We start from the raw sequence: 25,534 nt of genomic DNA on the forward strand, positions 1-25,534 counted from the left end.
GCCGGGTAGTTTTACCTGGCGCTTTACTTTAAATGTGCTATCTACTTACGTTATTTTCGGAAATGATTTTGCGGGTTAATTTTACCCGCCGTGATTTTATTTTACCCAAAATCCGGTCTGTATTATTTTTCCTGTTTGGGTTGCTGCGGTAGTTTTACCTCAAAAGTGGCACCATCTCCCTGCGTTGATATAATATTAAACGTTCCCTTAAGGCTTTCTACCAGGTGCTTTACCAGCGCCAGGCCAAACCCATATCCGTTTTCGCCGCTTGTGCCGTTACTTGATGTGGCGTTGCCATTAAGTATGGTTTCAATTACGTCGATATTTATGCCCACTCCCGAGTCTTTTACCTTTATCTGCAATACGTTTGCATCTTTATTTTCTACCAAATCCAGGCCAACAGTAACACTGCCGTTATCGGGTGTGAATTTTATCGCGTTCGAGATCAGGTTGCCGGTTATCTGCAGCAATTTATTTTTAGAGAAAGGAATTGTTTCTGATGCCGAAGAGGTATTCACCGTAAATCTGATGTGCTTGTTCATGGCCTGTGGCACATAAAGTTTTTCCAACTGATCTTTAAATACCAGCAGGTTAAATTCATTTGCTTTTAGTTCGGGCAAATTTTTGTTTTTATCATCGGCACTTAATATTTCATCTGCAAGCTCCAGTATTGATCTCCCGCTTTTGTGAATCAGGTTCATAAACTCCAGTATTTCCTCCATCTGATTCTCCTCGCCCTGTTCCTGTATTAATTTCGCCAGCCCGATAATTCCGCTTAACGGTCCGCGAATGTCATGAGCAACTTTTCTTTGCGTTTCTTTGGCTTCTGATAAATTATTTTTCAGGTCATCAATCACCTTCATGTAGTTAAGCCTTTTTACTATTTCGGCGGCTATTATCGTAAGCAGCTCAACTTTTTCGGGGTTAAGATTTTTTGCTGCATGCTGGTCAACCACGCAAAGCGCCCCAATATTATGGTTGTTTACATTTAGGGGGATACCAAAGTAGTAGCGCAGATGTGGTCCGCCGGTAACGTAGGTACGGTCTTTAAAGCGCTCATCGGCACTCAAATCTGCAACTTCCAGGGTTTCATCACCCATGAGCACATACTGACAAACAGATTCTTCGCGGGGCATTTGCTCAAGCTCCAGGTTGTGGCTTGCTATTGTCCATTGGGTATAGGAATCTATGAGGTTAATTAATGACATTTCTGTGCCGGCAACCTTGGCCGCCAGTTTAGTAAGATCCTTAAAATTGTCTTTTTGCCCGGCGTAATCTAAATCAAAGTCCGACAAGCTCATCAGCCTGCCCATTTCATTTTCTGGAATCGGGGGAGTTAGCATATAGTCAATTAGTTATACGTTTATACGAAATTTTAACACTCAAGGTTTTGTAAGCAGATCCTAACGCCCGCTAAAATTGCATGGCTGATCAATGCTTTTTGTGAAAAATGTTTAACTTAACAATTCCAAAAGCCAATTATTATGGAAAGCAAAAAAACGTGTACCGGGCCCGATGATGGGCTGGATATAAAGGACAATTCGCGCAGGAATTTTCTGAAACAATCTACCCTGCTCACCGCAATTGCCCTTACTCCCGGAACTGCTATTAAAGCAGCTGCCGATCATGTGGACGAGCAGTTTGCCGCGGTTTTTGAAAAAATGCCGTTAAAAATGGAGGTAAACGGAAAGCAGCAAAGTTTATCTGTTGAACCCAGATCAACCCTGCTTGATATTTTGCGCGAACAGCTTGATCTTACCGGCACCAAAAAGGGTTGCGACCATGGCCAATGCGGCGCATGTACTGTGCATGTAGATGGGCATAGAGTAAATTCATGCTTAACATTAGGCATAATGGTAAACGGGAAAAAGATCACCACTATTGAGGGGCTTGCCAAGGGCGATCAGTTACACCCCATGCAGGAAGCGTTTATAAAACATGATGGTTTTCAGTGTGGGTATTGTACTCCTGGTCAAATCATGTCGGCAGTAGCCTGCATCCGCGAGGGGCATGCCAATTCCGAACATGAGATACGGGAATACATGAGCGGTAATATTTGCCGCTGTGGTGCATACCCCAATATAGTAAATGCTATACAGGAAGTTAAAGATGGAGGGATGAAAGTATGAAGCAGTTTCAATACGTTCGCCCTACCACGCAACAGGGCGTGTTGGATGTTATTAATAAACCCGGTACTAAGATCATAGCAGGCGGCACCAATCTTGTCGACCTGATGAAACGTGGTGTTACTGCACCAGATAAGCTGGTTGATATTAATCAGCTGTCTTTAAAACATATTAGTGAGCCATTAGGAAATATAATGACTTTGATTATTGGGGCTTTAGCGTCAAATAGCGAAGTTGCCGAAAATAAGCACGTTAAGGAATTATTTCCATTGTTATCAATGGCGCTTAATGCAGGTGCATCGCCTCAATTACGTAACATGGCCACTGTAGGGGGCAATATGATGCAGCGTACCCGTTGCGGCTATTTTTACGATACTACTATGCCATGTAACAAACGAACTCCTGGCACAGGCTGCGCTGCAAAGGAAGGCATTAACCGGATGCATGCCATATTTGGAGCAAGTGATCAATGCATAGCGGTACACCCCAGTGACATGTGCGTGGCGCTTACAGCCCTGGACGCTACAGTCAAAGTTGCCGGCCCCAAGGGTGTTCGCTACATTCCCTTTAAAGATTTTCATCGTTTGCCTGGAGAAACTCCACAGTTGGATAATAACCTGGCTTCTAATGAATTGATTATAGAAGTTTCGATTCCAATTAACAACTTCAACAAAAACAGCTACTATTTAAAAATACGCGACAGGCAATCATACGCCTTTGCGCTGGTGTCAGTAGCGGCCGCCCTCAATATCGAAAATGGCATTATTAAAGATGCCCGTTTAGCTATGGGCGGTGTTGCCCACAAGCCATGGCGCTTGTTTGATGCCGAAAAATCGCTCATAGGCAAAAAGGCAACCGAAGAAAATTTTGAGCATGCGGCACAGCTGGCTATGCAGGGCGCCAAAGGCTACGGCAACAATTCGTTTAAATTAAAACTTGCCCCGGCCACCATTGCCGAGGCTTTAAAACATGCAGCAGGCTTAGTTTAACACCCTATGAAAAAAGCGATAGACTCCATTATGCCATCCTCATCAGCAGGCATGAGCCGGATAGACGGGCGGTTAAAAGTAACCGGCGCGGCTAAATACTCGGCAGAATATACACCAGCGGGTTTAACTTACGGGGTTTTGGTGGGTAGTACAGTCACCAAAGGCTCCATAATATCCATTGATACCAAAGCCGCCGGGCAAGCGCCGGGGGTACTTGCTGTAATTACCCATTTAAACGCGCCAAAGGTACCGGGCGATCAGCCTGAAAGTGGTAAACCCGTCCAGCCCAAAGGCGCATTCAAAGTGTTTTATGATGATAAGATATATTACAACGGGCAACCCATCGCACTGGTAATTGCTGATACTTTTGAGCGCGCATTGTTTGGCGCATCGCTGGTAAAGGCACAATACCATACCGATAAGCATATTACCAGCCTGCCAGATAATAGGAGTAATGGTTTCCCGCCGCGTGGCGAAGGGACTTATAAACGCGGCACAGAAGATGCCTGGAAGACGGCCCCGTTTAAGGTGGAGCAGGAATATATTGTACCTACAGTAACCCATAACCCCATGGAGTTGCATGCCATTATAGCCAATTGGGATGCTGACAATAAATTATCTGTTTGGGACAAAACCCAGGGGGTAAAGGGTACACAGGAAGATTTAGCTCACCTGTTTAAACTCCCTGTTGAAAATGTGCAGGTACACTCGCAGTTTGTAGGCGGGGCTTTTGGCAGCGCCCTGCGTACATGGCCGCATGAAGTTGCCGCTATTATTGGTGCAAAGGTTGTTAAAAAGCCGGTTAAGCTGGTTTTAAGCCGTGCAGATATGTTCACTTCGGTGGGCTACCGGCCGTTTACCTGGCAAAAAATCGCTATTGGCGCTACTGCCGATGGTAAACTCACGGGTATTACCCATGAAGCCGCCGGGCAAACATCATCTTACGAAAACTTTACTGAAGGGCCAACAGGTGTAAGCCAGAATTTATATGCCTGCCCTAATGTGAATACTAAATATCATTTGGTTGCATTGGATATTGCCACCCCAACCTGGATGCGCGGACCGGGCGAAGCTACAGGTTCCTTCGCGCTGGAATCTGCGCTGGATGAGCTGTCATATAGCTTAAAGCTTGATCCGGTTGAGTTAAGACTCCGGAATTATGCAGAAAAAGATCCCGATAGCGGCAAGCCGTTTTCCAGCAAGTTCCTGAATGAAGCATACCAGTTGGGTGCTGATCATATAGGATGGAGCGAGCGTAAACAGGAGCCCGCATCAGTTAAAAAAGATGGCTGGTTTGTTGGCTATGGCATGGCGGGTGGCATGTTTGGCGCCTATCGAAGCGGGGCGACTATAAGGGCAAAGATGAATACAGACGGTACATTGTTATTGCAAAGCGCCGTTAGTGATATTGGGCCCGGAACAGGAACCGCAATGGTTTTGATCGCATCTGAGCAAATGGGCATTCCGGGCGAAAAGATCAGGTTTGAGATGGGAGATTCATCGCTGCCAAATGCGCCAACCCAGGGCGGCTCGGCGACTACGGCCAGCGTTGGGTCTGCAGTATACCAGGCCTGCGCAGATTTGAAAGAGAAATTCCAAAAGCTTATTGGCAACGGAGGTGCCGACAAGCCCGATTATGCCAAAATATTAAAAGAGCACAGCCTGCCATCGCTGGAGGTGGTTACAGAAACAGGCGGCGGTAATGGCATGGAAAAATATGCCATGAACTCATGGTCGGTTCATTTTGTAAAGGTGTTGGTAAACCCGGCAACCGGTGTTGTTAAAATAGATAAAGTTGCCTGTGTGGCCGACTCGGGCCATATTATTAGTCCAAAAACAGCGCGCAGCCAGGTAGTGGGTGGCGCTATAGGTGGTATTGGCATGGCTTTAATGGAAGAATCCATTATTGATCATCGCTATGGCCGATACATCAACAATAATTTTGCTGATTATCATGTACCCGTAAATGCCGATATCCCGCAGATTGACGCCCTGTTTGTTAACAAACCCGACCCGATCATTAACCCAATGGGTGCAAAAGGTATGGCCGAGATCGCCCTTATCGGTATGGCTGCCGCAGTAGCCAACGCGGTTTATAATGCCAGCGGTAAACGGGTAAGGGATTTGCCTATCACGCCTGATAAGGTGATGGCGTAATGATAAAATTCGGGAAACTCTAAGGCAGGAAATGAGGTGAGAAACATGTCAAATATGCCTCATATCATTGCGAGCGCAGCGTGGCAATCGCGAACTGTGCAGGATGGACTTGCATGGTTCGCGATTGCTTCGTTGTTCCTTCTCGCTATGGCATGGTCGCAAAAAAAACTTTTTGTCATCCTGAGCGCAGTGAAGGATCTGCTATTCGTCATGCTTCTTCGCCCTGTAAAGTCGGCGAATAGATCCTTCGTTCCTCAGGATGACAAACTTTTTTAAGGTCATTTCACCTTCAGCGTTTCCCGAAATTTTATCACTCGTAATGACATTTTTAATTATTTCATTCAGCAAAGGTTTTTAAAAAACCGGCACATCTGAAATCTATAATCTGCACATCTACAATTTCCTCGCTGCTACACCCTCGTTGGTGATCTTAACCGGCTGTATCAATCCATCCTTATCAAAGTATATTTTATCAATACACATTACACGGTGGTTTGCATCGGTTTCGGTTAAGGGGCGACGGTGGTAAACAATATACCATTCATCGGTGCCGGGCACATTGATCATCGAGTGGTGGCCTGCGCCGGTGGCGATGCTGGCATCTTGTTTTAATACGGTGGCTATGCGTTTAAACGGACCGAAAGGGGTATCGCCAACGGCATAGGCAACGCGATAATCAGGACCTGTCCAACCGCCTTCGCTCCACATAAAGTAGTATTTGCCTTTGCGTTTAAACATTACCGGACCTTCTACATAGCCCTCTGGAGTTATTTTTTTATAAGTTACACCATCCTCAAACGGAACAACACCTGTAAAATCATTTTTAAGTTTAACAATATTGCACTGGCCCCAGCCGCCATATATCATATAATACTGGCCGTCATCATCTCTAAAAACAAACTGATCAATTGGCTGCGCTTTATTAATGATTTGGTCGATGAGTGGTTTACCCAGATAATCTTTGAAAGGGCCAGCGGGGTTATCGGCTACAGCGACACCAATGCCGCCTTTTTCATTATTGTTCTGGATATCATTGGCGCCAAAGAAGATATAATATTTACCATCTTTTTGAGTAACTGCCGGTGCCCACAGCGCGCGACGAACCCATTTTACACCACTAGTGTCCACAATGTGAGAGTGTTTGGTCCAATGCACCAGGTCGGGCGATGAAAAGGCATCCATGTATACCTGCTCATTGTATTTGGCCGAGTAGGTGGGGTATAGCCAGTATTGATTATTGAAAATTTTAGCTTCGGGATCGGCATACCAACCTTCAACAACCGGGTTGCCGGATGTTTTCTTGTCTTGTGCAAAAGTACGGTGAACCGGCGCGGCAATGGCGGCAACCATTGTTAGCACTAAAACCATTTTTTTATAGAGGCCCTTTTTCATAGTAGATAATTATGTTTTAAGACCGCTAATATAATAGCTAAAATGGTTTAGTTAAACATGCACCCGCTTTTTTCCGTAGAGAAGCATATTTGCGTCTCTACGCGTGCAAATCAACCTTGCAAAGCGGCTCTGTATAGTTGGAGGCGCAATTATGCGTCTCTACGAAGCGCTGCCGCCGCTATTACTACTGCTGTTTTTCGGTTTCTTTTGACCCCAGCGTTTGTTGGGCCTGCTTGGCTTTCTTTTATCGTCGGTATGGGATTGCGGAGCTGCTTGTATAGAAGCCAGTTCATCGGGCAGGCCAACTACACGGATAGGCCGCTCTATCAGTTGCTCTATGTTTTTAAGCTTGCGCTCATCGCGGTGGTTAACAAAGGTGATAGCTGTACCGGTGGTTAAGGCCCGTGCTGTACGACCTATGCGGTGGATATAATCCTCCGGATCGCCGGGTACATCATAGTTGATCACCAGGTCAATGCCTTCCACATCAATACCGCGCGAAAGGGCATCGGTACCAATAATAACCGGCAGCTGTTTGTTTTTGAATTTTAACAGGATCTCTTCACGCTCCTTTTGCTCCAGATCGGAGTGGAAGGCCATTGCGTTGATCTTGATAGCTTTCAGTTCTTTGTATAATGATTTTACAATTTCCTTGCGGGATGCGAAAATGATGGTGCTTGCATAAGCCGAATCGCGCAGGATGAGTTGCAGTAAAGGTGTTTTCTGCTGATCATGCAAACGGTAAATCTGCTGATCGATACCCACGGCTGGTTGCGAAATAGCGATATTGATCTGTTGCGGATCTTTCAGGATAGCCTTAGCCAATGAGCGAATACGCCCGGGCATGGTTGCAGAAAATAACAGCGTTTGCCTGGTTTTGGGCAGGTAGCTGATGATCTTCATGATATCGTCAGAGAAACCCATGTCCAGCATGCGGTCGGCCTCATCCAATATCAGGTGCGTTAAATGGTTAAGCTTTAATACGCCAGATGTAAGGTGCGCAATTAAACGGCCTGGAGTAGCTATAATGATGTTTACATTATTTTGGATGCCACGGCGCTGTTGCTCGTAAGCCATGCCATCGCCGCCACCAAAAACCGCTAAAGAGCTAACACCGGTAAAATAAGCCAAACCTTCAACCTGTTGGTCAATTTGTTGGGCCAGTTCGCGGGTTGGCGCTAAAATAAGCACGCTTGTTTGGTGTTTGGCTGTACCGGTAATGTGGTTTAGCACAGGCAGTAAATATGCGCCTGTTTTACCTGTACCGGTTTGGGCGCAGGCAATAAGGTCTTGTCCGGCCAAAACAACCGGTATGGCCATTTCCTGTATGGGGGTAGGGGTAGTAAAACCCATACTCTCTATGCCTTCAAATAATTGTCCGTTGAAATTAAAATCCTGAAAAGTCACTATATCTTATAAGTAAATTATGCAAGGTATGAAAATTTAATTGGATATGGTTGCCGTTTAAACATGGATGGTGTTTATAGCCAGTATTTAACATAAAGCCAATGGCAATAAAGCACAGCCGCGATGAACGCTACGTGTTAGATAACTTCGTCAACACTTACCATATACCAATAAATACACTCCTTATGAACTTATATAATCCCTTAGCTGCTCAATAGTTTCCTGTTGATGCAGGATTGTTTCCTTTACCAGGTCATTGATAGAAATGATGCCGCATAATTTATCGGCCATAAAAACGGGCAGGTAACGGATATTACTGTCGCTCATGAGGTGCATGCAGGTGTCAATAGAGGTTTCGGGCACAATGCGGGGCAGGCCGGTACTCATGATCTCGCGTACCAGGGTTTCGTACGATGCTTTTCCTTTCAGGATCACTTTACGGGCATAATCACGTTCGGTGAGCAGGCCAAGGTATTCATCATCCTGGGTTACAACTACAGAACCGATATTTTTTTCGGCCATAAGTCTTAGCGCTTCTAAAACTGATACATCTGCATCAATGCTAATGGCTCCGCCACCTTTACGGGCAAGTACGGTTGAAACTTTTATCATGGTAAAAAATTTATAATGAGAGGATTGGCCTTTACCAAATATAATAAATCAGAATTAAAAGTATACACTTTTTCATCATTTAATATCAATGATCCGGTAGCTGGTTTTGGGCTTGTATGCTTTTAAAAAGGTTACGCTGCCGCGGGGGGGCACCTGCGTTCCTCGGCCGCCCGTATAAACCCCGCTTTTTCTATTTAATAAATTAAAACTCACCCTCCATTTGAGAGCCAAAAAAATGGACAATTAAGGTATAGTTGTTAACAACCGGCAATCAACTGTAATTGTACTGTAAAAACCTCCGTACGCAATATGCATTATCTTATCCAATGGGGCTATTGCTTATAAGCTTTACGTTGAACTGACAGTGGTTTGCCTGCTTAAAAACGATTAATATTTAATATTGCAGCATCAAATTTAACAATGAAGCATAAGGCATTTGCCATGCTTTCATAATTTAATTAAACAACGATTTATAAAAAATAATACTTACTAAATTGATTTCATCTTTACTTTTTAAGGCATCATTTAAAAATACTGCTTCACCATTTCAACATAAAATTAAGTTAATTTTAAAATTGATTTGCTGCATAGTGTTGCTGGTTTTGTACGGCAGCTTTATAGCAAAGGCCACTACTTTAGGTAGTGATACCAGCAAATCAGATTCGGCGCGTTTAACACGGCATATTATCAATCATGCTTTTGATAATATATTTGAGGAGAACATGCGGTTATCCATAGCAGGTAATGAATATTTCAATAAAGATAAAACACAGCTGACTGCCGATCTTTCGCCAAATTTTATCTTGTTCAGCTCTCCAAAATCGCGGTTCTTTTTTGTGTTCAGTTCAAGGGTGAAAATTCGTTTACTGGATACAAGGGATGCCCCGGTAAAATCGCCAAGCTATATGCCCAATGCAACAGTATTTTTCAGGGTTAATGAGGACACCTTTAAGCCAAAATTTTTGTCGTTAGCCTATTCGCACCATTCAAACGGTGTGCGGGGGCCATCGTTAAATAAGGATGGTAGCTTTAATACCGATAGCGGTAAATTCACAACTAACTTTTATACCCTTACCTATTTTACAGGTAAACGGGTTGATAAGCCCGGGCTTACCATTAATCGGTATGATAACATAGGCTTAGAGGTACATGCCGGTTTGTTTAACTTAGGGCTATCGCAGGGCTTAAAAGATCATTATGGTTTCATCAGGGTAAACGGCAGCCGGATGTATAATTTTGTAAAAGCCTATAAAGATCCATTGGAGGAAGGGCGAATGACCTACCAAAACTGGCAGCGCATCCAGTTTGATTTTACTTACATTGCCGATAAGTACGATAACTACTCTACCGTTGATATCAAAAAAAGGTTAAACGTGAGCCTTAAATATTATTACTCATTTCCTTTTATGCAGGGTACGGCATTTATGGTTGGCGGCGGTTATCGCGGGCAGGATGATTATAACCAAAGTTTCCAGGATAGCTATGGCTATGTTACCGTTGGTATAGCAGCGGGCTTATCTTTTGGTTTCCATAAACATGCCAGGGATTAACAAGGGAATCGCTTTTTAAAGATAAATTAAAACTTTCACCATAGCGATGGGTTTCAACCCCATCGCTATTTGGCAATATTCTGTACCAAACAGTATCATTTAATAGATTTTTCTGGCATTTGACCCTTAAATATTTTAAAAGCGATTTCCCAGCAGGGATTAAGTTTTAAATATTTTTTCATTCACTTATTTGCACATTGCCGGCTGATTTTTAGCTTTCGGCCAGGTGCATTATGTCTTCAGTTTTGTATATCCATATTTTTACAAAGCCAATCGTGCTTGTATGTAATTTATTTTTCCGATAATCGTTTTAGCATTAACAAAAAGCAGATATATTTAACCAATTAAAAAGGTATATCTTCCTATTAATTATAAAACGAAACCAATGAAAAAGATCTTACTAAGCCTTATGGCTATCCCTGCCCTGCATTTTGCTGTATCGGCCCAAACCAAACCATTGTTTGATGGTAAAACAACTACCGGCTGGCACACTTATTTAAAAACAGGTGCCGGTGCATGGAAAGTTGTTGACGGCGCTTTGCAGCTTGACCCAAAAGCCGAACAACAGGGCGACCTGGTTACTGATGGCGAATACGAAAACTATGAGCTAACCCTGGAGTGGAACATCACAAAGGAAGGTAACAGTGGAGTTATTTTTGGTGTTCATGAAGATCCTAAATTTAATGAAACCTACGTTACAGGTATTGAAATGCAGGTGCTTGATAATAAAGATGCCAGCGATAATAAAAAAGCCAACCACCTTGCAGGTTCACTGTATGATATGAAAGCCCCTTCAAAGGATGTTGCAAAACCTGCCGGCGAATGGAATAAAGTGAAACTTCGTAAAAAAGACGGTCATCTTACTTTTTGGCTAAATGGTACCAAAATAGTTGATACCCAAATGGGCAGCGAAGAGTGGAAAACAATGATTGCAAACAGCAAATTTAAAACCTGGACAGATTTTGCCGCCTATCCTAAAGGCCATATCGCGCTGCAGGATCACGGTCATGTGGTAGCGTTCCGCGATATTTCAATTAAAGAATTATAAAATTTTTAATAACATATATTTTACGCACAGCGTTCAATATATTTGTACACACATAATCCCATTCAATTAATGCATGCCTGCAGGGCATGCATTTTCCTGTTTAACAAAAAAGGGTATTTTTGAGATAATATGAGCGATCTACAAATTAAAAAATCATCGGAAACCTACGATGTAGTAATTGTTGGTTCTGGTGCCGGCGGGGGTATGGCCGGTTATGTTTTGGCGCATGCCGGTGTAAAAGTACTGATGCTTGAGGCAGGTGCTTATTTTGATCCGCAGAAGGATTCACAACAATTAAAATGGCCATGGGAGTCGCCTCGCCGCGGTGCAGGTACAACCCGTCCGTTTGGTGATTTTGATGCAGCTTTTGGAGGCTGGGAGATTGATGGCGAGCCTTATACCACAAAAGATAAAACCGAGTTTTACTGGTTCCGTTCGCGCATGCTGGGCGGGCGTACCAATCACTGGGGGCGTATCTCTTTACGTATGGGTCCGCTTGATTTTCAGGCCAAAGATGGCCTTACCGATGACTGGCCAATAACGTATGATGAAGTTAAACCTTACTATGATAAGGTTGACCGGATGATAGGTGTTTACGGAACTAAAGAAGGTTTGCCAAATGAACCAGATGGTATCTTTTTACCTCCGCCAAAGCCACGTTTAAATGAGTTGTATATTGTTAATGGTGCTAAAAAAGCAGGTGTAACTATTATCCCGGGTCGTGGCGCTGTACTTACAGAAGCTTTGCCGGGTAATAAAGATCGTGGTGCTTGTTTCTTTTGCGGCCAATGCGGACGCAGCTGTAAAATTTATGGCGATTTCTCGGCATCATCATGCCTGGTTATCCCGGCCATAAAAACAGGTAATCTCAAAGTGATCACCAATGCTATGGTGCGCGAAGTGATCACCAATAAAGAAGGTTTAGCAACCGGCGTATCCTATGTTAATAAGGAGGATATGCAGGAATACCAGGTAAATGCAAAAACAGTAATACTTGGCGCCAGTGCCGGTGAATCGGCCAGGATCCTGCTTAACTCCAGGTCAGAAGCCCATCCGGGTGGTTTGGCTAACAGCAGCGGTGTGGTTGGTCGTTATCTGCATGATTCAACCGGATCAAGCGCGGGTGGCTTTTTGCCTCAGTTAATGGATAGAAAACGCTATAACGAAGATGGCGCAGGCAGTGTACACATTTACTCGCCATGGTGGCTTGATAATAAAAAACTTGATTTTCCGCGTGGTTATCATATTGAATATGGTGGCGGCATGCACATGCCATCATACGGTTTTGGTGGCGGTATCCATAATATGAATGGCGCTGTACCGGGCAGAGATGGTAAAGTAAAAGAAGCCGGTGGCTATGGTGCATCATTGAAAGATGATTATCGCCGTTTTTATGGTACCCAGTTTGGTATGGCCGGCCGTGGTACCGCTATTGCCCGTTATGATAACTATTGCGAGATAGATCCTAACGTGGTTGATAAATACGGTATTCCGGTTTTACGCTTCCATTATAAATGGGCACCTGATGAAATTAAGCAAGCCAAACACATGCAGGAAACCTTCCAGGAAATTATGCATAATATGGGTGGTGCTATATATGGTGGTCCGCAGGGTCCCGAAACCAATTATGGTTTAGAGGCTCCGGGTAAGATCATTCATGAGGTTGGTACAGTACGTATGGGTAATGATCCTAAAAAATCGGCCTTAAACAAGTACTGCCAGGCACATGATTGTAAAAACCTTTTTGTAGTTGATGCCGCTCCGTTTGTACAACAGGGCGATAAAAATGCAACATGGACAATTCTTGCTTTATCAATGCGTACCGCGGAATACATATTACAGGAAAGAAAAAAATTAAACGTTTAACAAGCTAATCCGATAAAATATTATGAACAGACGTGACTCCCTAAAAGCATTAGGCTTTACCACACTTTCAGCAGGATTATTACTGGAAGCTTGTAAACCAGGTGCCCCAAAAGTTGATGAAGCGGCCCCGGCAGCAGAAGCCGCGGCAGGCAGACAGCCCTTTGAGGTTGAACGTGATAAAAAGCTTAATGCTGATAAGTTTTTCACCACGGCGGAAATGGCTACCATTACAGTTTTGGTCGATATTATAATTCCTAAAGACGAAAAATCTGGCAGTGCATCAGATGCCAAAGTGCCCGATTTTATTGAGTTTATTGTGAAGGATATGCCCGATCATCAAACCCCAATGCGTGGTGGCCTGCGCTGGTTGGATATGCAATGCCTTAACCGTTACGGTAAGGTTTTTACCGATAGCAGCAAAGCGCAGCAAATTGAATTGATAGATATGATAGCTTACCCCAATAAGGCCAAACCAGAAATGGCCCAGGGTGTGGCATTCTTTAACCGCATGCGCGATTTAACCGCATCGGGCTTTTTCACCAGCGAGATTGGTGTTAAAGACATAGGTTACGCCGGTAACACTCCCAACAAATGGACTGGTGTGCCTGATGATGTGTTAAAGCATTACGGTATGCAGGATGTAAAAGCCGGAGTTTAATACCAACAAACAAGAGGCCGTCTCATAAGTAATTATGAGGCGGTTTTTTGTTGGGTTAATTTTTCATCGGGGGGCAAAGATGTTTTGCCGGATACCTGGTCAAGTCAAAAAGGTTGAGGTTTTTTTTGCTAAATTTATCCCAACCAAAAACAAACCTAATTATCACGTAATGTTTAAAACACGTGTATTTTGCCTTTTCCTTTGTTTGATCTTAACAGCGGATACTAAATTACGGGCCCAGGCATTACCTGAGCCTATTGTTAAAAAAATCAATTCTCTTTTTAAAAGCTGGGACAATACTCAAAGCCCCGGTTGCGTAGTAGGCATTGTCAGAAACGACTCACTTATTTTTTCCAAAGGATATGGCATGGCAAATCTGGAATATGCTATACCCAACTCACCAGAAACTGTATATCATTTGGCATCAGTATCTAAACAATTCACAGCCTACGCTATTGTTTTACTGGCGCAACAAGGTAGGCTTAACCTCGACGACGATATTCGTAAATATCTGCCCTGGTTTCCAAATCTCAAACAAAAGATAACCATCCGTAATTTGCTGAATCATACAAGCGGAATAAGAGACCAATGGCAACTGCTTGGCATTTCGGGAACCAGGATTGATGATGTGATCACCCAGGAACATATCATCAAAATTTTAAGTAAACAGCAGGGACTCAATTTTAACCCCGGCGATAAATTCATTTACTCCAACAGCGGATATACCTTACTGGCAGAAATTGTGAAATCGATATCCGGCCAGTCGTTAAGGAAATTTACAGACTCGGCGATATTTAAACCTTTGGGAATGAGCAGTACTCATTTTCATGATGATTATACCGAGATAGAAAGGAACAGGGCATACTCTTACGACAGGAAAGACAATACCCGTTTTAGTAATAGTGTTTTAAGCTATTCTACTGTGGGGCCCACCAGTCTTTTTTCTAATATTAATGACCTGGCCAAATGGGTTATGAATTTTTACGATACCAGGGTTGGGAATCAACAATCCATATTACAGCTTACCCAAAAGGCAAAGTTAAATGACGGAACTGAACTGGATTATGCGGCAGGGATTATTGCTGCAAATTACAAAGGGTGGAAACAATACAAACATGATGGCGCAGATGCCGCTTACCGCACCTATATTACTGTTTTCCCTGAGCTGAAAACAGGGATTATTGTTTTAAGTAATTCGAGTGAAATATATGCCCAGGAAAAAGCCGGTCAAATTGCCGATCTTTTGATTGCTGAAAAGACAGCCGTACCAAAAGCGGAAGAAAAGAAAAGGGATGTCAAAATACCTGTTGCCGAGCTGCCTTTCATGGCAAAACAACAGGGGGATTATTTTAGTAACGAAGTGAATATGACTATGGGTTTGACGCTTAAAAATGATAGTTTGTATCAGCATATGGGAACTAATACGAATGATTACCTGCTGACAAGGGAATCGAAAAATACTTATTCCATTTTTTATGTTCCCAGTATTAAATTCAATTTCAATCAACAATCAGATTACGATTTGACCATGAATACGCCGGGTGATGCATACCATTTTACCAGATTACCAACTAAGATGCAAGCCGACGATAAAAGCTTGTTGGAATATACCGGTATTTATTATAGCCCCGAATTAGATTGTACTTATAAAATAACATTAAAAGACCACCAGCTTTATTTAATCAACAGCAAGTATAACGACACGAAGTTGACGCTATTTGGACCTGACCATTTACTTAATGATACCTGGTACATGAAGCACCTTTTAGTCACCCGGAATAAAGCAAAGAAAATTACAGGTTTTGAAGTGGATAGCTGGCGGGTAATGCACTTGAAGTTTGTTAAAACTAAAGCACTATGATTACTGCACAGCCGAACTTTTTGTTTACACCGTTCAATATCGCACAACGCTGTTCACATGCGAACATATTTATAATGGGATACTGTGTAATGCGTTGATTGTTAATTTTTTAAATATTGGCTTTGTATTTGAGGCGGGATAATTATACACCTATATTTAATCACTCATATGAAAACTTTACGTTTATTTTTTGTGTTAATGGCATTGGCTTTCAGCCAATCATGTGTTTATGGGCAGGATGATACCGATAATAAAATTAAGCAGGTTGAATCCAATTTAATCAGCACCATACAATTCAAAGATGAAACACCCAAAACTTTGGAGGAACGTATGGCTTATTACAAAGTACATGGATTAAGCCTGGCCGTGATTCAAAACTATCACATACTTTGGGCAAAGGGCTACGGAACGGCAGACGATAGTTTAAAAATACCCGTCACCCCGCAAACACTCTTTCAGGCTGCTTCCATCAGTAAATCTATCAATGCCGTTGGCGTTCTGAAACTGGTGCAGGAAAAGAAAATAGACTTATATGCAGATATTAATACCTATTTAAAAAGCTGGAAATTTCCTTACGATAGCCTTGCTAAGGGTAAAAAAATAAATATGGCAAACCTGTTGAGCCATACCGGCGGCTTAACCGTTCATGGTTTTCCTGGTTATGAACAAGGCAAGCCATTGCCATCAGTAGTTCAAATATTAAACGGACAAAAGCCGGCAAATTCCGACCCAATCCGTTCCATGTATCAACCTGGTTTACGGTCGGAATATTCTGGTGGAGGTATTACCATTTCTCAAATGGTAGTGATGGATGTTACCCAACAGCCGTATGCCGATTATATGAAAAAAAATGTGCTGCAGCCTTTGGGCATGATCTCCAGCACTTATGCACAACCTCCGGTTGGTGTAGCACCCTCTTTGTTATCTGCCGGTTATGATCCCAATGGAAAGACTATTCCCGGTAAGTACCATATTTATCCCGAGCAGGCGGCTGCCGGTTTGTGGACAAATCCAACAGATTTGGCTAAGTATATTATTGAAACGCAATTGGCTTATGAGGGTAAATCTGCTAAGGTATTGGATCAGGAAACTACAAAGCTCAGGTTAACGCCCTTCCAAAACGCCGACGCGGCCTTGGGCGTATTTATTACAACCACTAATGTGGATAGTACAAAATACTTTCAGCACGGGGGAGCAAATGAAGGCTTCAGGTGCCAGTATTACGGAAGCCTTAAGGACGGTAATGGTATCGTTGTGATGGTTAACTCGGATAATGGTGAAATTTTGCAGGAGGTGGTTAATAGCGTTGCCAAAGTTTACAACTTTAAAGGCTTGCTTTTAAATACCGTAAAAACATTGGTGAAGGTTAGTGACTCGGATTTGGAGAGTTATACAGGCCAATACGCGCTTAAACCCGATTTTATAATAACGCTAAGCAGGGATGGAAACCAACTATATGCGCAAGCTACAGGTCAGCCTAAATTTCCTATCTACCCCGAAGCGCAGAATAAATTCTTCCCTAAAAATTTCCTTGCCGATTTAGAAGTAATTAAAGATGCCACAGGGAAAGTAACTTCGGTTATCCTCTATCAAAACGGGCATAAAAACGAGGCAAAGAAAATTAAATAAGGAGGTGTTATTAAAGCCATATGAAGTTTTCAAAACTTCATATGGCTTGTTTTATTTATCAGTCTACTTAGCGTCTGCTATCAGTTTTATCGCCTCGTCGGCAGCTTTTATTGTTGCATCATCATGCAGCTTTTCGCTGTGGGCTTTAATATCAGTAATCAGTTTGATAGCGATATCGCCGGCGCCAAAGGCTTTGTATTTTACACCAAGGGCCTTAAGGTCATTGATCCCTTGCTGGGCGTATGCCGGTTTTTCAACGCGGGCGGCCAATGCTCCAAATTTTCTTACTGTATTAAATTTACCCTGGGGGGTAGCATCCTCAAATTGTTTGGCTACAAATGGCCATTGGGCGTCGTTTCCATTGGTGCTGTAAACATCCAATATGGCAACGGTAAGGTTGCCTTTGTTATCCTTTTCAAAACCATTGGCCAGTGTCATAGCCTGTGCAGGATCTAACAAAGCAATAGCATTTAAGGCAGCGCCCTGTACCGCGTATGATTGGCTGCTTAATGCCTGTTTAAATATATTCATATTACCTGATGCCTTTAAACTACCCAAAGCGGTAATGGCTGCAGCACGTACCAGTGTATTATCATCTGTTTGCGCCAATGAAGCCAGGATAGGCTGGGCAGCATTGCGGATAGCATCATTATCAAGCTTTAACGTTCTGATGGCTTTATTGCGCAAACCGTAGTGTTTATCCTTTAATGCGGCAATCAATATCCGTTGTCCATCTTTTTCTGTTTGCTTATCAGCGGCAAAGTTAATTGCCTCCAGTCTGTCTAAATAAAGCGGCGCGTTAAAGTATTGGAAAGCAAATTCTTCCAGTGTTTTATGGTCGGTTTTTTTGGTCAGTAATATTTTATCGCCATCAACATTCACAAGGTCTGGTTTTGAGGCCAGTTTAAAAGTGAGGGTATCATTCTGGTCGTTCATCCATACTTTGCGGCGTGTTTTTTTGCCGCCCGCGTAGATGTCAATAGCCATTGGCAGTTTAAAGATCTGTCCGTCCTGGCTTTGCTGCAGGTAAACGGTTTGGGTTTTAGTGGCATCATCCCATTTATAGCTGATATCCAATATAGGGTGACCGGCACCATAATACCATTGATTAAAGAACCAGTTAAGGTCAAGTCCGCTGGCTTGTTCAAGGGCTAACCGTAATTGCTGGGCTTCACCATTTTTGAAGGCGTTGGTAGTAAGGTAAATGTTCAATCCTTTATAAAAAGCTTCATTACCTAAATAGTTGCGCAGCATGTTCAGGATCCTGCCGCCTTTTTGATAGGTAACTACATCAAAAACATCCTCCTTATCGGCATAATGAAAACGAACCAGGTTCTTGTTGCGGGCATCAGGCGATCTTAAATAGTTTTGCATATCAGCATAGTTATGCTCATCGGCCACATCTTTGCCATATTTATGCTCGGCCCAAATGGTTTCGCTAAAGTTGGCGAAGGACTCATTCACGGTAAGGTTGCTCCAGCTTTCAGCGGTTACATAATCGCCAAACCATTGGTGGAAAAGTTCATGAACAATGGTGCTGCGGCCATCATTGTAGTAAGCATCTAAAAGCTCGCGCGGAGTGGCCTGTACATAAGCGCCATGCAAGGTAGCTGAAGTGTTTTCCATAGCTCCGCTTACATAATCGCGCACCACAATTTGCGAATACTTGTTCCAAGGATAATCAACCCCTAAGGTTTTGGAGTAAAATTCAATAGCCTCGGGTGTCATCCCCAAAATTTCTTTGGCGTATGGGGCGTATTTAGGCTCCAGGTAGTAGCTCACCTCTTTATTGCGCCATTTATCTTTATAGATCTTAAAATCACCAACAGCCATCATGAACAGGTATGGCGAGTGCGGCAACTCCATTTTCCAGGTATCGGTACGGGTGCCATCGGCATTTTTCTTTTGCGATGCCAGCCTGCCGTTTGATAGCGTAACGTATTTGGCTGGTACGGTCATACTGATCTCTTCGGTAGTTTTTTGGCTTGGCTTATCAATGGTAGGGAACCAGGCCGATGAGCTTTCGGTTTCGCCCTGTGTCCATATCTGGGTTGGTTTATCCTTTTCGGTGCCATCGGGATTGATAAAATACAGGCCCTTGGCATCATTTATGGCAGCGCTGCCTTTTTCTTTCAGCTCGTTTGGCTTGGCGGTATAATCAATATAAATGGTATAGCTTTCGTTGTTATGATAAACCTTATCCAGTTTAATGGCAACGCTCAGGCTATCCTGATAAGTAAACTTAAGCGGGATGTTTTTGCCGTTTTTTACAACCGAAATGTTTTTAAGGTCCATACCCTTGGCATCAAGCCTAAGGCTATCGGTAGGGTAAAAATGAGGTTTTAAAGTAATCCATTCTTTGCCATACATATAGCGTTTTTTGTAATCGAAACGCACATCAAGTTTGGTGTGAATCAAATCGTTAACCTTTTTGGGTGTTTCGCGATAAATTTTCAGTGCCGGGTTTTCGGCCGGGGGCGCTTGCTGCGCCTGGGATGAGGTGAAAACTGCTGTGAGCATGCATGATAGCAGCAGTGTGGAAATGGGTTTCAGATCAGTCATATTTTTTTGTAATGATGCAAGGTAACAATGGATGGATAAAACAATTATACATCCGCAGGGCCAAAAAGTTTTCGGCCATAAAATACCTAAGACGCTGCAAAATATTTTATGTTACCAACGATAGCATTTTTTTGCCCGCTCTATCTGGTCCGGAAAAAACTATACACCATGTAAAAGCGTACACCACCTGTTCGTATTCGTACAGTAGAGGCTGTTAAAACTATTTAATATATTGATAATAAGCTATTTAAATAAATGGCACATATTTTATTCTATGTGTTTGGTAGAATATGCGCATTTACCTAAAGCAATTAACAAAGTATGAACATAGAAGATCATGTTTGGAGCCTTGCAGCAAAAAAAATGGCTAATGAAGCGTCGGAAGATGAGCTGCAGGAGTTAGATATGCTGCTGATGAAAAATCCACACCTGAAAACTGCAGTAATGTTAATGTATGACTGGTGGGAGGATGAGCCGCAAGATAACGAAACCAATAATTATTTGCTTTTTGAGCGAATAATGAAAAAGATAAAACCGGTTGAAGAGGGTGCAAAACTAAATTCAATTACACCTGAGCCTCCGCGACCCGAATATATAGAAACAAAGAAGCCGATAAATAAAATTCACTTTTTAATTAACACGGGGATGATTAAAAATTATGTAAAGATCGCTTTTAGGCAATTGCGCAAACAAAAAATGTACACGGCTATAAAAATTGGTGGCTTTGCATTTAGCATTGCTGCCTGTTTACTCATTGCCTTGTATATCCGTAACGAAGTTAGCTTTGACAAAAGCTACCCCGATGCCAACCGAATTTACCGTATTGTGGGAGAGTACCAGGATGTTGGCATTCACGAAAAAGGTGTGGATTGGCCCGCGGTGATGGGCAGAACGGTAAAGTCTGATTTTCCGGAAGTGGAGAAGTTTGGCCGGCTGATGCCTAATTCGCTGTTTTGGGGCGCCGGCAGCAATGAGCTTAAACGTGCCGATGGAGTGGAGAACACGCACGAAGAAGGTTTTGCTTATGCAGATCAATCATTGCTGGATATATTAAAATTACCTATGGCTTATGGTGATAGGGCGCATGCGCTTACCGAGCCTTTAACCATGGTGATATCAAAAAGCAAAGCCAGTAAATACTTCCCTGGTCAAAACCCTGTTGGCAAGGTAATGTACCTTAACAATAATAAAAGCAGGCCATATAAAATTGGCGGTGTGATGGAGGATCTTCCCGAAACATCGCATTTACGCTATGATTTTTTACTGACGCTTACAGGCATTGAGTATTGGAATGGCGAACAGACAACCTGGGGAGCAAGCAACTATAGCGTTTACCTGCTGATGAAACCGGGAGCCGATATTCCGGCTTTTAACAAAAAACTAACCGATGGCATAATTAAAAATTACTATATCCCTGATATGTTAAAGAACGGGGATAAAAACGCGCTTAGGATTGCCGGGCATATGAAAATGTTCATGCAGAATGTAAAAGATATCAACCTTAAATCGTATGATATCCACGATGGCATGTCGCACGGGGATATTCGTTTTGTATGGCTGTTTGGTGCTGTTGCTGGTTTTATATTACTTATTGCCTGTATCAATTTCATCAACCTTTCTACCGCTAAATCTGCCAACCGGGCAAAAGAGGTGGGCTTACGTAAAGTGGTAGGTTCGCAGCGCAGTGGGCTCATCAGCCAGTTTTTAACAGAATCATTATTGTATAGTTTCTTCTCTTTTGCACTGGGCTTAATATTGGCTGCAATACTGCTGCCGTATTTTAATGTGCTGGCGTCAAAAACACTAAGCATACCATGGCAACAATGGTGGTTGCTGCCCACCGTATTGGTTTCGGCGGTTATAATTGGGGTTGTTGCGGGTATTTACCCGGCATTTTACCTGTCGGGCTTTAAGCCTGTAGAAGTGCTTAAAGGCAGGTTAAGCGTGGGCAGTAAAAGTTCGGTGCTTAGAAACGGCTTAGTGGTTTTTCAATTTACCACATCCATTATTCTCATCATTAGCACAGTTGTTATTTATAATCAAATGCAGTTTATCCTCAATAAAAAGGTTGGATTTGAGAAAGACCAGGTATTAATGATCCAGGGCACAAACACCCTGGAAAATGAGGTGAAGAATTTTAAAAACGAATTGCTAAAACTCTCATCGGTAAAAAGTGTATCCATCAGCGATTTTCTGCCTGTATCGGGCACCAAGCGTAATGGCAACGAGTTTCACAACGAAGGTAAAGAAAAAATAGAGGCCGGCGTCGGCGGGCAGTTCTGGGATGTAGATGCGGATTATATCAAAACCTTCGGCATGAAGATAGTTGCCGGCCGCAACTTCAATCCAACCATGAAAACCGATTCGGACGCGTATATCATCAATCAAACGATGGCCAAGAAGCTCAACCTCAAAAACCCGGTAGGAAAACGGATCTCCAACTACGGGCGGCCAAAGCTGATTATCGGTGTGGTACAGGATTTTAATTTCGAATCGCTGAGAGACAGGTTAGATCCCTTGGTAATGCACCTGGGTAACAGTAACTCCATTGTATCTGTAAAAATAAAAACCGGCGATGTGAAAAGCACACTGGCGCAGATTACTTCAACGTGGAAAAACTTTTCGCCCAATCAGCCTATTCGTTACACGTTTATGGATGAGCGCTTTGCCAATATGTATGCCGATGTGCAGCGCATGGGCCGCATATTTACCAGCTTTGCCGTACTCGCCATTATTATAGCCTGCCTTGGCCTGTTTGCTTTGGCCGCCTTTATGGCCGAGCAGCGCAGCAAGGAGATAGGCATCCGCAAGGTGCTGGGCGCAAGCATCGGTAACATAACAACGCTGCTGTCAATGAATTTTATAAAGCTGGTATTCCTGGCCATTATTATAGCATCGCCAATAGCCTGGTGGGCTATGAACAAGTGGCTGCAGGATTTTAACCCCAGCAACCGCATCAGCATAAGCTGGTGGATGTTTGCACTTGCAGGGATAACGGCTATACTGATAGCGGTATTTACGGTTAGCTATCAAAGTATAAAAGCCGCGTTAATGAACCCGGTAAATAGTTTAAAAGCGGAATAAAAGCTTAAAGCCGAAGGCATAAAGCTGAAAGCAAGAAAATTGAACAGTTAAATTAACGATAAAAAGCTTTAGGCTTTATGCCTTTAGCTAACCAACAATATTATGTTAAAGAGTTATTTAAAAACAGCATGGCGGTTTTTGTTGAAAAACAAAACATTTAGCTTCATCAATATTATTGGCCTGGCTACGGGCACGTTGTGTTGCCTTTATATTTTGTTGTACGTACAGGATCAGTATAACTACGACAAGCAACATAAAAATGTAAAAGACATATACCGTATTACTACCGATTTGGAGTTAACCGGCGATAAGCACCATGGCGCGGCAAGTTCGCCACCCATTACACCGGCCATGAAAAGTGATTTTGCCGAAGTGGTACAATATACCCGAGTGGTAACTACTGAAGGCTTTGGGGCCAAACAACACCTGCTGCGCTACAAGGAAAAATCATTTTACCAACAAGACGCGGCTTACGTCGACTCTACTTTTTTTGATATGTTTAACTATCACTTTGTTGGTGGTAACGCCTCAAGAGTATTGGCCGAACCTTATTTCATAGTGCTTTTAAAACCCGTTGCCGATAAGCTTTTTGGGAAAGAAGAGCCGGTAGGTAAAATGATATCCATCGATAACTCGTTTGGTAAACACGATTTTAAGGTAACCGGCGTGATTGATGAAAGCGCAGGCAAAACGCATATTCATGCCAACATGTTTATGGCGATGAACAGCGGCGGACTTGGCCAATATGTGCGCCAAAACAATACCTGGGGCGGTAATAACTTTTTGTACGCCTACATTAAGCTGCGCCCGGATGCCAACCCTGCGGCATTTGAAAAAAAGCTGCCCGAGTTTTTAAATAAATACGGCGCCGCCCAAATGAGGGAGATAGGCATGAAAAAATCGCTGCACCTGCAGCCGGTTTCCACTATACACACTACGCCGGGTTTTGAACATGAACTTACCAAAACGCTCGATCCCTCGTTTCTTTATATCCTGATATTGATTGCTGTAATGATCCAGGTTATTGCCTGTATCAATTTCATGAACCTGTCAACCGCCCGCGCATCCAAACGGGCTAAGGAAGTTGGCGTGCGTAAAGTAATAGGCGCCGGCCAGGGCGATTTAATTAAACAGTTCTTGGGCGAATCGTTTTTGCTGGCGTTAATTGGTGTAGCTATAGCGTTGCCATTGTTAATGGTGTTGCTGCCCTATTTAAACCAGATCACCAATACCGAGATCCGGCTATCGCTTTTTACCAATTACAAACTCTGGATCATGCTGATCAGCCTTGTGTTGGTTACCGGGTTGGTGGCGGGCAGCTATCCTGCATTCTACTTATCGGCATTCAAGGCCATAAAAGTGATTAAGGGGAATTTTACCAGCCATATTTCAGCAGCAGGGATCCGCAAATCATTGGTGGTTTTCCAGTTTGTGTTATCCATAGTGCTGGTTACCGGTATCATTGTTATCTACAGTCAGCTTAGTTTTATTAAAAATAAAGATTTAGGCTTTGATGTAAAGCAAAAGCTCATCTTCAACTTTTATACGGGCGGCACGCAAGCCAAAATGAAAAATTTCGCAAATGATTTAAAGTCGTTGGCCGAGGTTAAGATTGTAAGCAATGCCGATAATTATTTAAGCCAGTTTGTACCACACGACCATGGTGTTTACCCGGCAGGTGGTAACATGACCACTGCCATTGATGCCCAAAATATAAATACCGACGAATTTTTTGCAAAGGCCAATGGCATCAAAATCATCAGCGGCCGCGATTTTCGGGATCATGATTCAACCCGGGTGCTCATCAACGAAACGCTGGCCAAAAGGCTGGGCTTAAACCCGCAAACCGCGCCAGGTAAAAGGTTGTACACCAAATACGAGCCAAACCCCGAAACTTTCGTTGAAGTGGCAGGCGTAATGAAGGATTTTAATTACAACTCGCTGCACAGCGAAGTAAAACCATTTATGCTGGTGTATGATAAAAGCATCAACGATTTTAATACGATGGTTGTAGCTACCGATAGCAAAAATTATAAAGCATTATTAACCAAAATAGAAGCCCTTTGGCGTAAAGATATTGCAGATGCCCCTTTTGAATATTCGTTTTTAGATACCGAAGTACAAAAACAGTACGAAAACGAGGTCATGCTATCGCGCATCATCAACACCTTTACACTGGCAGCCATAGTGATTTCATGTTTGGGCTTGTTTGGTTTAGCCGCATTTAGCGCCGAGCAGCGGAGTAAAGAAATTGGCATCCGTAAAGTATTGGGCGCCAGCGTAACCGGCATCGTGCAACTATTATCAACCGACTTTTTAAAACTGGTTATCATAGCTTTCGTTTTAGCCACACCTTTAGCCTGGTGGGGCATGAACAAGTGGCTGCAGGCATTTGAATACCGTGTGCCCATCAGCTGGTGGATGTTTGCCCTTGCGGGAATCCTGGCGGCTATTGTTGCCCTGTTCACCGTAAGTTTCCAGGCTATAAAAGCCGCGCTAATGAACCCGGTGAAGAGTTTGAAAACGGAGTAAGGAAGCTAAAAGCGGAAAGCTTAAGGCTGAAAGCAAAAATAAGCGGGAGAAGCTGAAAACC

General features: G+C 43.1%; 16 protein-coding genes. 11 read left to right on the top strand and 5 right to left on the bottom strand.

The features are described from left to right. Window positions 1-122 precede the first annotated feature (122 nt). Entirely contained in the window at window positions 123-1,343 is a 1,221-nt protein-coding gene (locus AC1DYB_RS24575) for a GAF domain-containing sensor histidine kinase (protein WP_477438816.1), read from the bottom strand. Window positions 1,344-1,484: 141 nt separating this feature from the next. On the opposite strand from AC1DYB_RS24575, the gene AC1DYB_RS24580 reads away from it, so the two are divergent. From AC1DYB_RS24580 to AC1DYB_RS24590, 3 genes are read left to right on the top strand one after another with little or no spacing between them, the layout of a single operon-like run. Further along, on the top strand, window positions 1,485-2,129 hold the full coding sequence (locus AC1DYB_RS24580) for a (2Fe-2S)-binding protein (protein WP_477438818.1): 645 nt from the start codon (window positions 1,485-1,487) through the stop codon (window positions 2,127-2,129). Beyond that, window positions 2,126-3,115 (top strand): FAD binding domain-containing protein, encoded by a 990-nt coding sequence (locus tag AC1DYB_RS24585; protein WP_477438820.1) that lies wholly within the window; start codon window positions 2,126-2,128, stop codon window positions 3,113-3,115. The genes AC1DYB_RS24580 and AC1DYB_RS24585 overlap by 4 nt, the downstream gene beginning before the upstream one ends. 6 nt (window positions 3,116-3,121) lie before the next feature. Then, a complete protein-coding gene (locus AC1DYB_RS24590; RefSeq protein WP_477438822.1) occupies window positions 3,122-5,272 on the top strand; it encodes a xanthine dehydrogenase family protein molybdopterin-binding subunit in 2,151 nt (716 codons plus the stop codon). Window positions 5,273-5,665: 393 nt separating this feature from the next. Here AC1DYB_RS24590 and AC1DYB_RS24595 read toward each other — a convergent pair whose 3' ends face one another. From AC1DYB_RS24595 to AC1DYB_RS24605, 3 genes are all read right to left on the bottom strand, one after another. Beyond that, window positions 5,666-6,664: a glycoside hydrolase family 43 protein gene (locus AC1DYB_RS24595; RefSeq protein ID WP_477438824.1), complete on the bottom strand. Its 999-nt coding sequence runs from the start codon at window positions 6,662-6,664 to the stop codon at window positions 5,666-5,668. 159 nt (window positions 6,665-6,823) lie between these two features. Further along, window positions 6,824-8,071, bottom strand: a complete 1,248-nt coding sequence (locus tag AC1DYB_RS24600) for a DEAD/DEAH box helicase (RefSeq protein WP_295715922.1) — start codon at window positions 8,069-8,071, stop codon at window positions 6,824-6,826. A gap of 183 nt (window positions 8,072-8,254) precedes the next feature. Continuing rightward, window positions 8,255-8,683 carry a CBS domain-containing protein gene (locus AC1DYB_RS24605; protein WP_295715923.1) on the bottom strand — a complete coding sequence of 143 codons (429 nt, stop codon included), beginning with the start codon at window positions 8,681-8,683 and terminating at the stop codon, window positions 8,255-8,257. A 575-nt stretch (window positions 8,684-9,258) separates the two neighbouring features. On the opposite strand from AC1DYB_RS24605, the gene AC1DYB_RS24610 reads away from it, so the two are divergent. The 6 genes from AC1DYB_RS24610 (at window position 9,259) to AC1DYB_RS24635 (ending at window position 17,295) form a co-directional block, all read left to right on the top strand. After that, window positions 9,259-10,233 (top strand): hypothetical protein, encoded by a 975-nt coding sequence (locus AC1DYB_RS24610; RefSeq protein ID WP_477392028.1) that lies wholly within the window; start codon window positions 9,259-9,261, stop codon window positions 10,231-10,233. A 385-nt stretch (window positions 10,234-10,618) separates the two neighbouring features. After that, a complete protein-coding gene (locus tag AC1DYB_RS24615) occupies window positions 10,619-11,281 on the top strand; it encodes a 3-keto-disaccharide hydrolase (protein WP_477392029.1) in 663 nt (220 codons plus the stop codon). Window positions 11,282-11,410: 129 nt separating this feature from the next. Further along, entirely contained in the window at window positions 11,411-13,147 is a 1,737-nt protein-coding gene (locus AC1DYB_RS24620; RefSeq protein ID WP_295715926.1) for a GMC family oxidoreductase, read from the top strand. 22 nt (window positions 13,148-13,169) lie between these two features. Beyond that, the gene (locus tag AC1DYB_RS24625) at window positions 13,170-13,805 is read left to right on the top strand and encodes a gluconate 2-dehydrogenase subunit 3 family protein (RefSeq protein ID WP_477392030.1); all 636 of its coding nucleotides are present in this window, start codon (window positions 13,170-13,172) and stop codon (window positions 13,803-13,805) included. Between the two features lie 169 nt (window positions 13,806-13,974). Continuing rightward, a complete protein-coding gene (locus tag AC1DYB_RS24630; RefSeq protein WP_477438827.1) occupies window positions 13,975-15,666 on the top strand; it encodes a serine hydrolase domain-containing protein in 1,692 nt (563 codons plus the stop codon). Window positions 15,667-15,834: 168 nt separating this feature from the next. Beyond that, complete coding sequence (locus tag AC1DYB_RS24635) at window positions 15,835-17,295, top strand: serine hydrolase (RefSeq protein ID WP_477438829.1); 1,461 nt, start codon at window positions 15,835-15,837, stop codon at window positions 17,293-17,295. Between the two features lie 63 nt (window positions 17,296-17,358). Here AC1DYB_RS24635 and AC1DYB_RS24640 read toward each other — a convergent pair whose 3' ends face one another. Next, entirely contained in the window at window positions 17,359-19,857 is a 2,499-nt protein-coding gene (locus AC1DYB_RS24640) for a M1 family aminopeptidase (protein ID WP_477438831.1), read from the bottom strand. A gap of 321 nt (window positions 19,858-20,178) precedes the next feature. On the opposite strand from AC1DYB_RS24640, the gene AC1DYB_RS24645 reads away from it, so the two are divergent. Next, window positions 20,179-22,941, top strand: coding sequence for an ABC transporter permease (locus tag AC1DYB_RS24645; protein ID WP_477438833.1), 2,763 nt, complete (start codon window positions 20,179-20,181; stop codon window positions 22,939-22,941). 102 nt (window positions 22,942-23,043) lie between these two features. Then, complete coding sequence (locus tag AC1DYB_RS24650; protein ID WP_477438835.1) at window positions 23,044-25,473, top strand: ABC transporter permease; 2,430 nt, start codon at window positions 23,044-23,046, stop codon at window positions 25,471-25,473. Window positions 25,474-25,534 lie beyond the last annotated feature (61 nt).

It is taken from the genome of Mucilaginibacter sp. P2_A4 (assembly GCF_056405015.1).

What these genes read in the sequence shown, in the direction of transcription:
- AC1DYB_RS24575 (WP_477438816.1), bottom strand. Translation starts at nt 1,343, where the DNA reads ATGCTAACTCCCCCGATTCCAGAAAATGAAATGGGCAGGCTGATGAGC.
- AC1DYB_RS24580 (WP_477438818.1), top strand. Translation starts at nt 1,485, where the DNA reads ATGGAAAGCAAAAAAACGTGTACCGGGCCCGATGATGGGCTGGATATA.
- AC1DYB_RS24585 (WP_477438820.1), top strand. Translation starts at nt 2,126, where the DNA reads ATGAAGCAGTTTCAATACGTTCGCCCTACCACGCAACAGGGCGTGTTG.
- AC1DYB_RS24590 (WP_477438822.1), top strand. Translation starts at nt 3,122, where the DNA reads ATGAAAAAAGCGATAGACTCCATTATGCCATCCTCATCAGCAGGCATG.
- AC1DYB_RS24595 (WP_477438824.1), bottom strand. Translation starts at nt 6,664, where the DNA reads ATGAAAAAGGGCCTCTATAAAAAAATGGTTTTAGTGCTAACAATGGTT.
- AC1DYB_RS24605 (WP_295715923.1), bottom strand. Translation starts at nt 8,683, where the DNA reads ATGATAAAAGTTTCAACCGTACTTGCCCGTAAAGGTGGCGGAGCCATT.
- AC1DYB_RS24615 (WP_477392029.1), top strand. Translation starts at nt 10,619, where the DNA reads ATGAAAAAGATCTTACTAAGCCTTATGGCTATCCCTGCCCTGCATTTT.
- AC1DYB_RS24620 (WP_295715926.1), top strand. Translation starts at nt 11,411, where the DNA reads ATGAGCGATCTACAAATTAAAAAATCATCGGAAACCTACGATGTAGTA.
- AC1DYB_RS24625 (WP_477392030.1), top strand. Translation starts at nt 13,170, where the DNA reads ATGAACAGACGTGACTCCCTAAAAGCATTAGGCTTTACCACACTTTCA.
- AC1DYB_RS24630 (WP_477438827.1), top strand. Translation starts at nt 13,975, where the DNA reads ATGTTTAAAACACGTGTATTTTGCCTTTTCCTTTGTTTGATCTTAACA.
- AC1DYB_RS24635 (WP_477438829.1), top strand. Translation starts at nt 15,835, where the DNA reads ATGAAAACTTTACGTTTATTTTTTGTGTTAATGGCATTGGCTTTCAGC.
- AC1DYB_RS24640 (WP_477438831.1), bottom strand. Translation starts at nt 19,857, where the DNA reads ATGACTGATCTGAAACCCATTTCCACACTGCTGCTATCATGCATGCTC.
- AC1DYB_RS24645 (WP_477438833.1), top strand. Translation starts at nt 20,179, where the DNA reads ATGAACATAGAAGATCATGTTTGGAGCCTTGCAGCAAAAAAAATGGCT.
- AC1DYB_RS24650 (WP_477438835.1), top strand. Translation starts at nt 23,044, where the DNA reads ATGTTAAAGAGTTATTTAAAAACAGCATGGCGGTTTTTGTTGAAAAAC.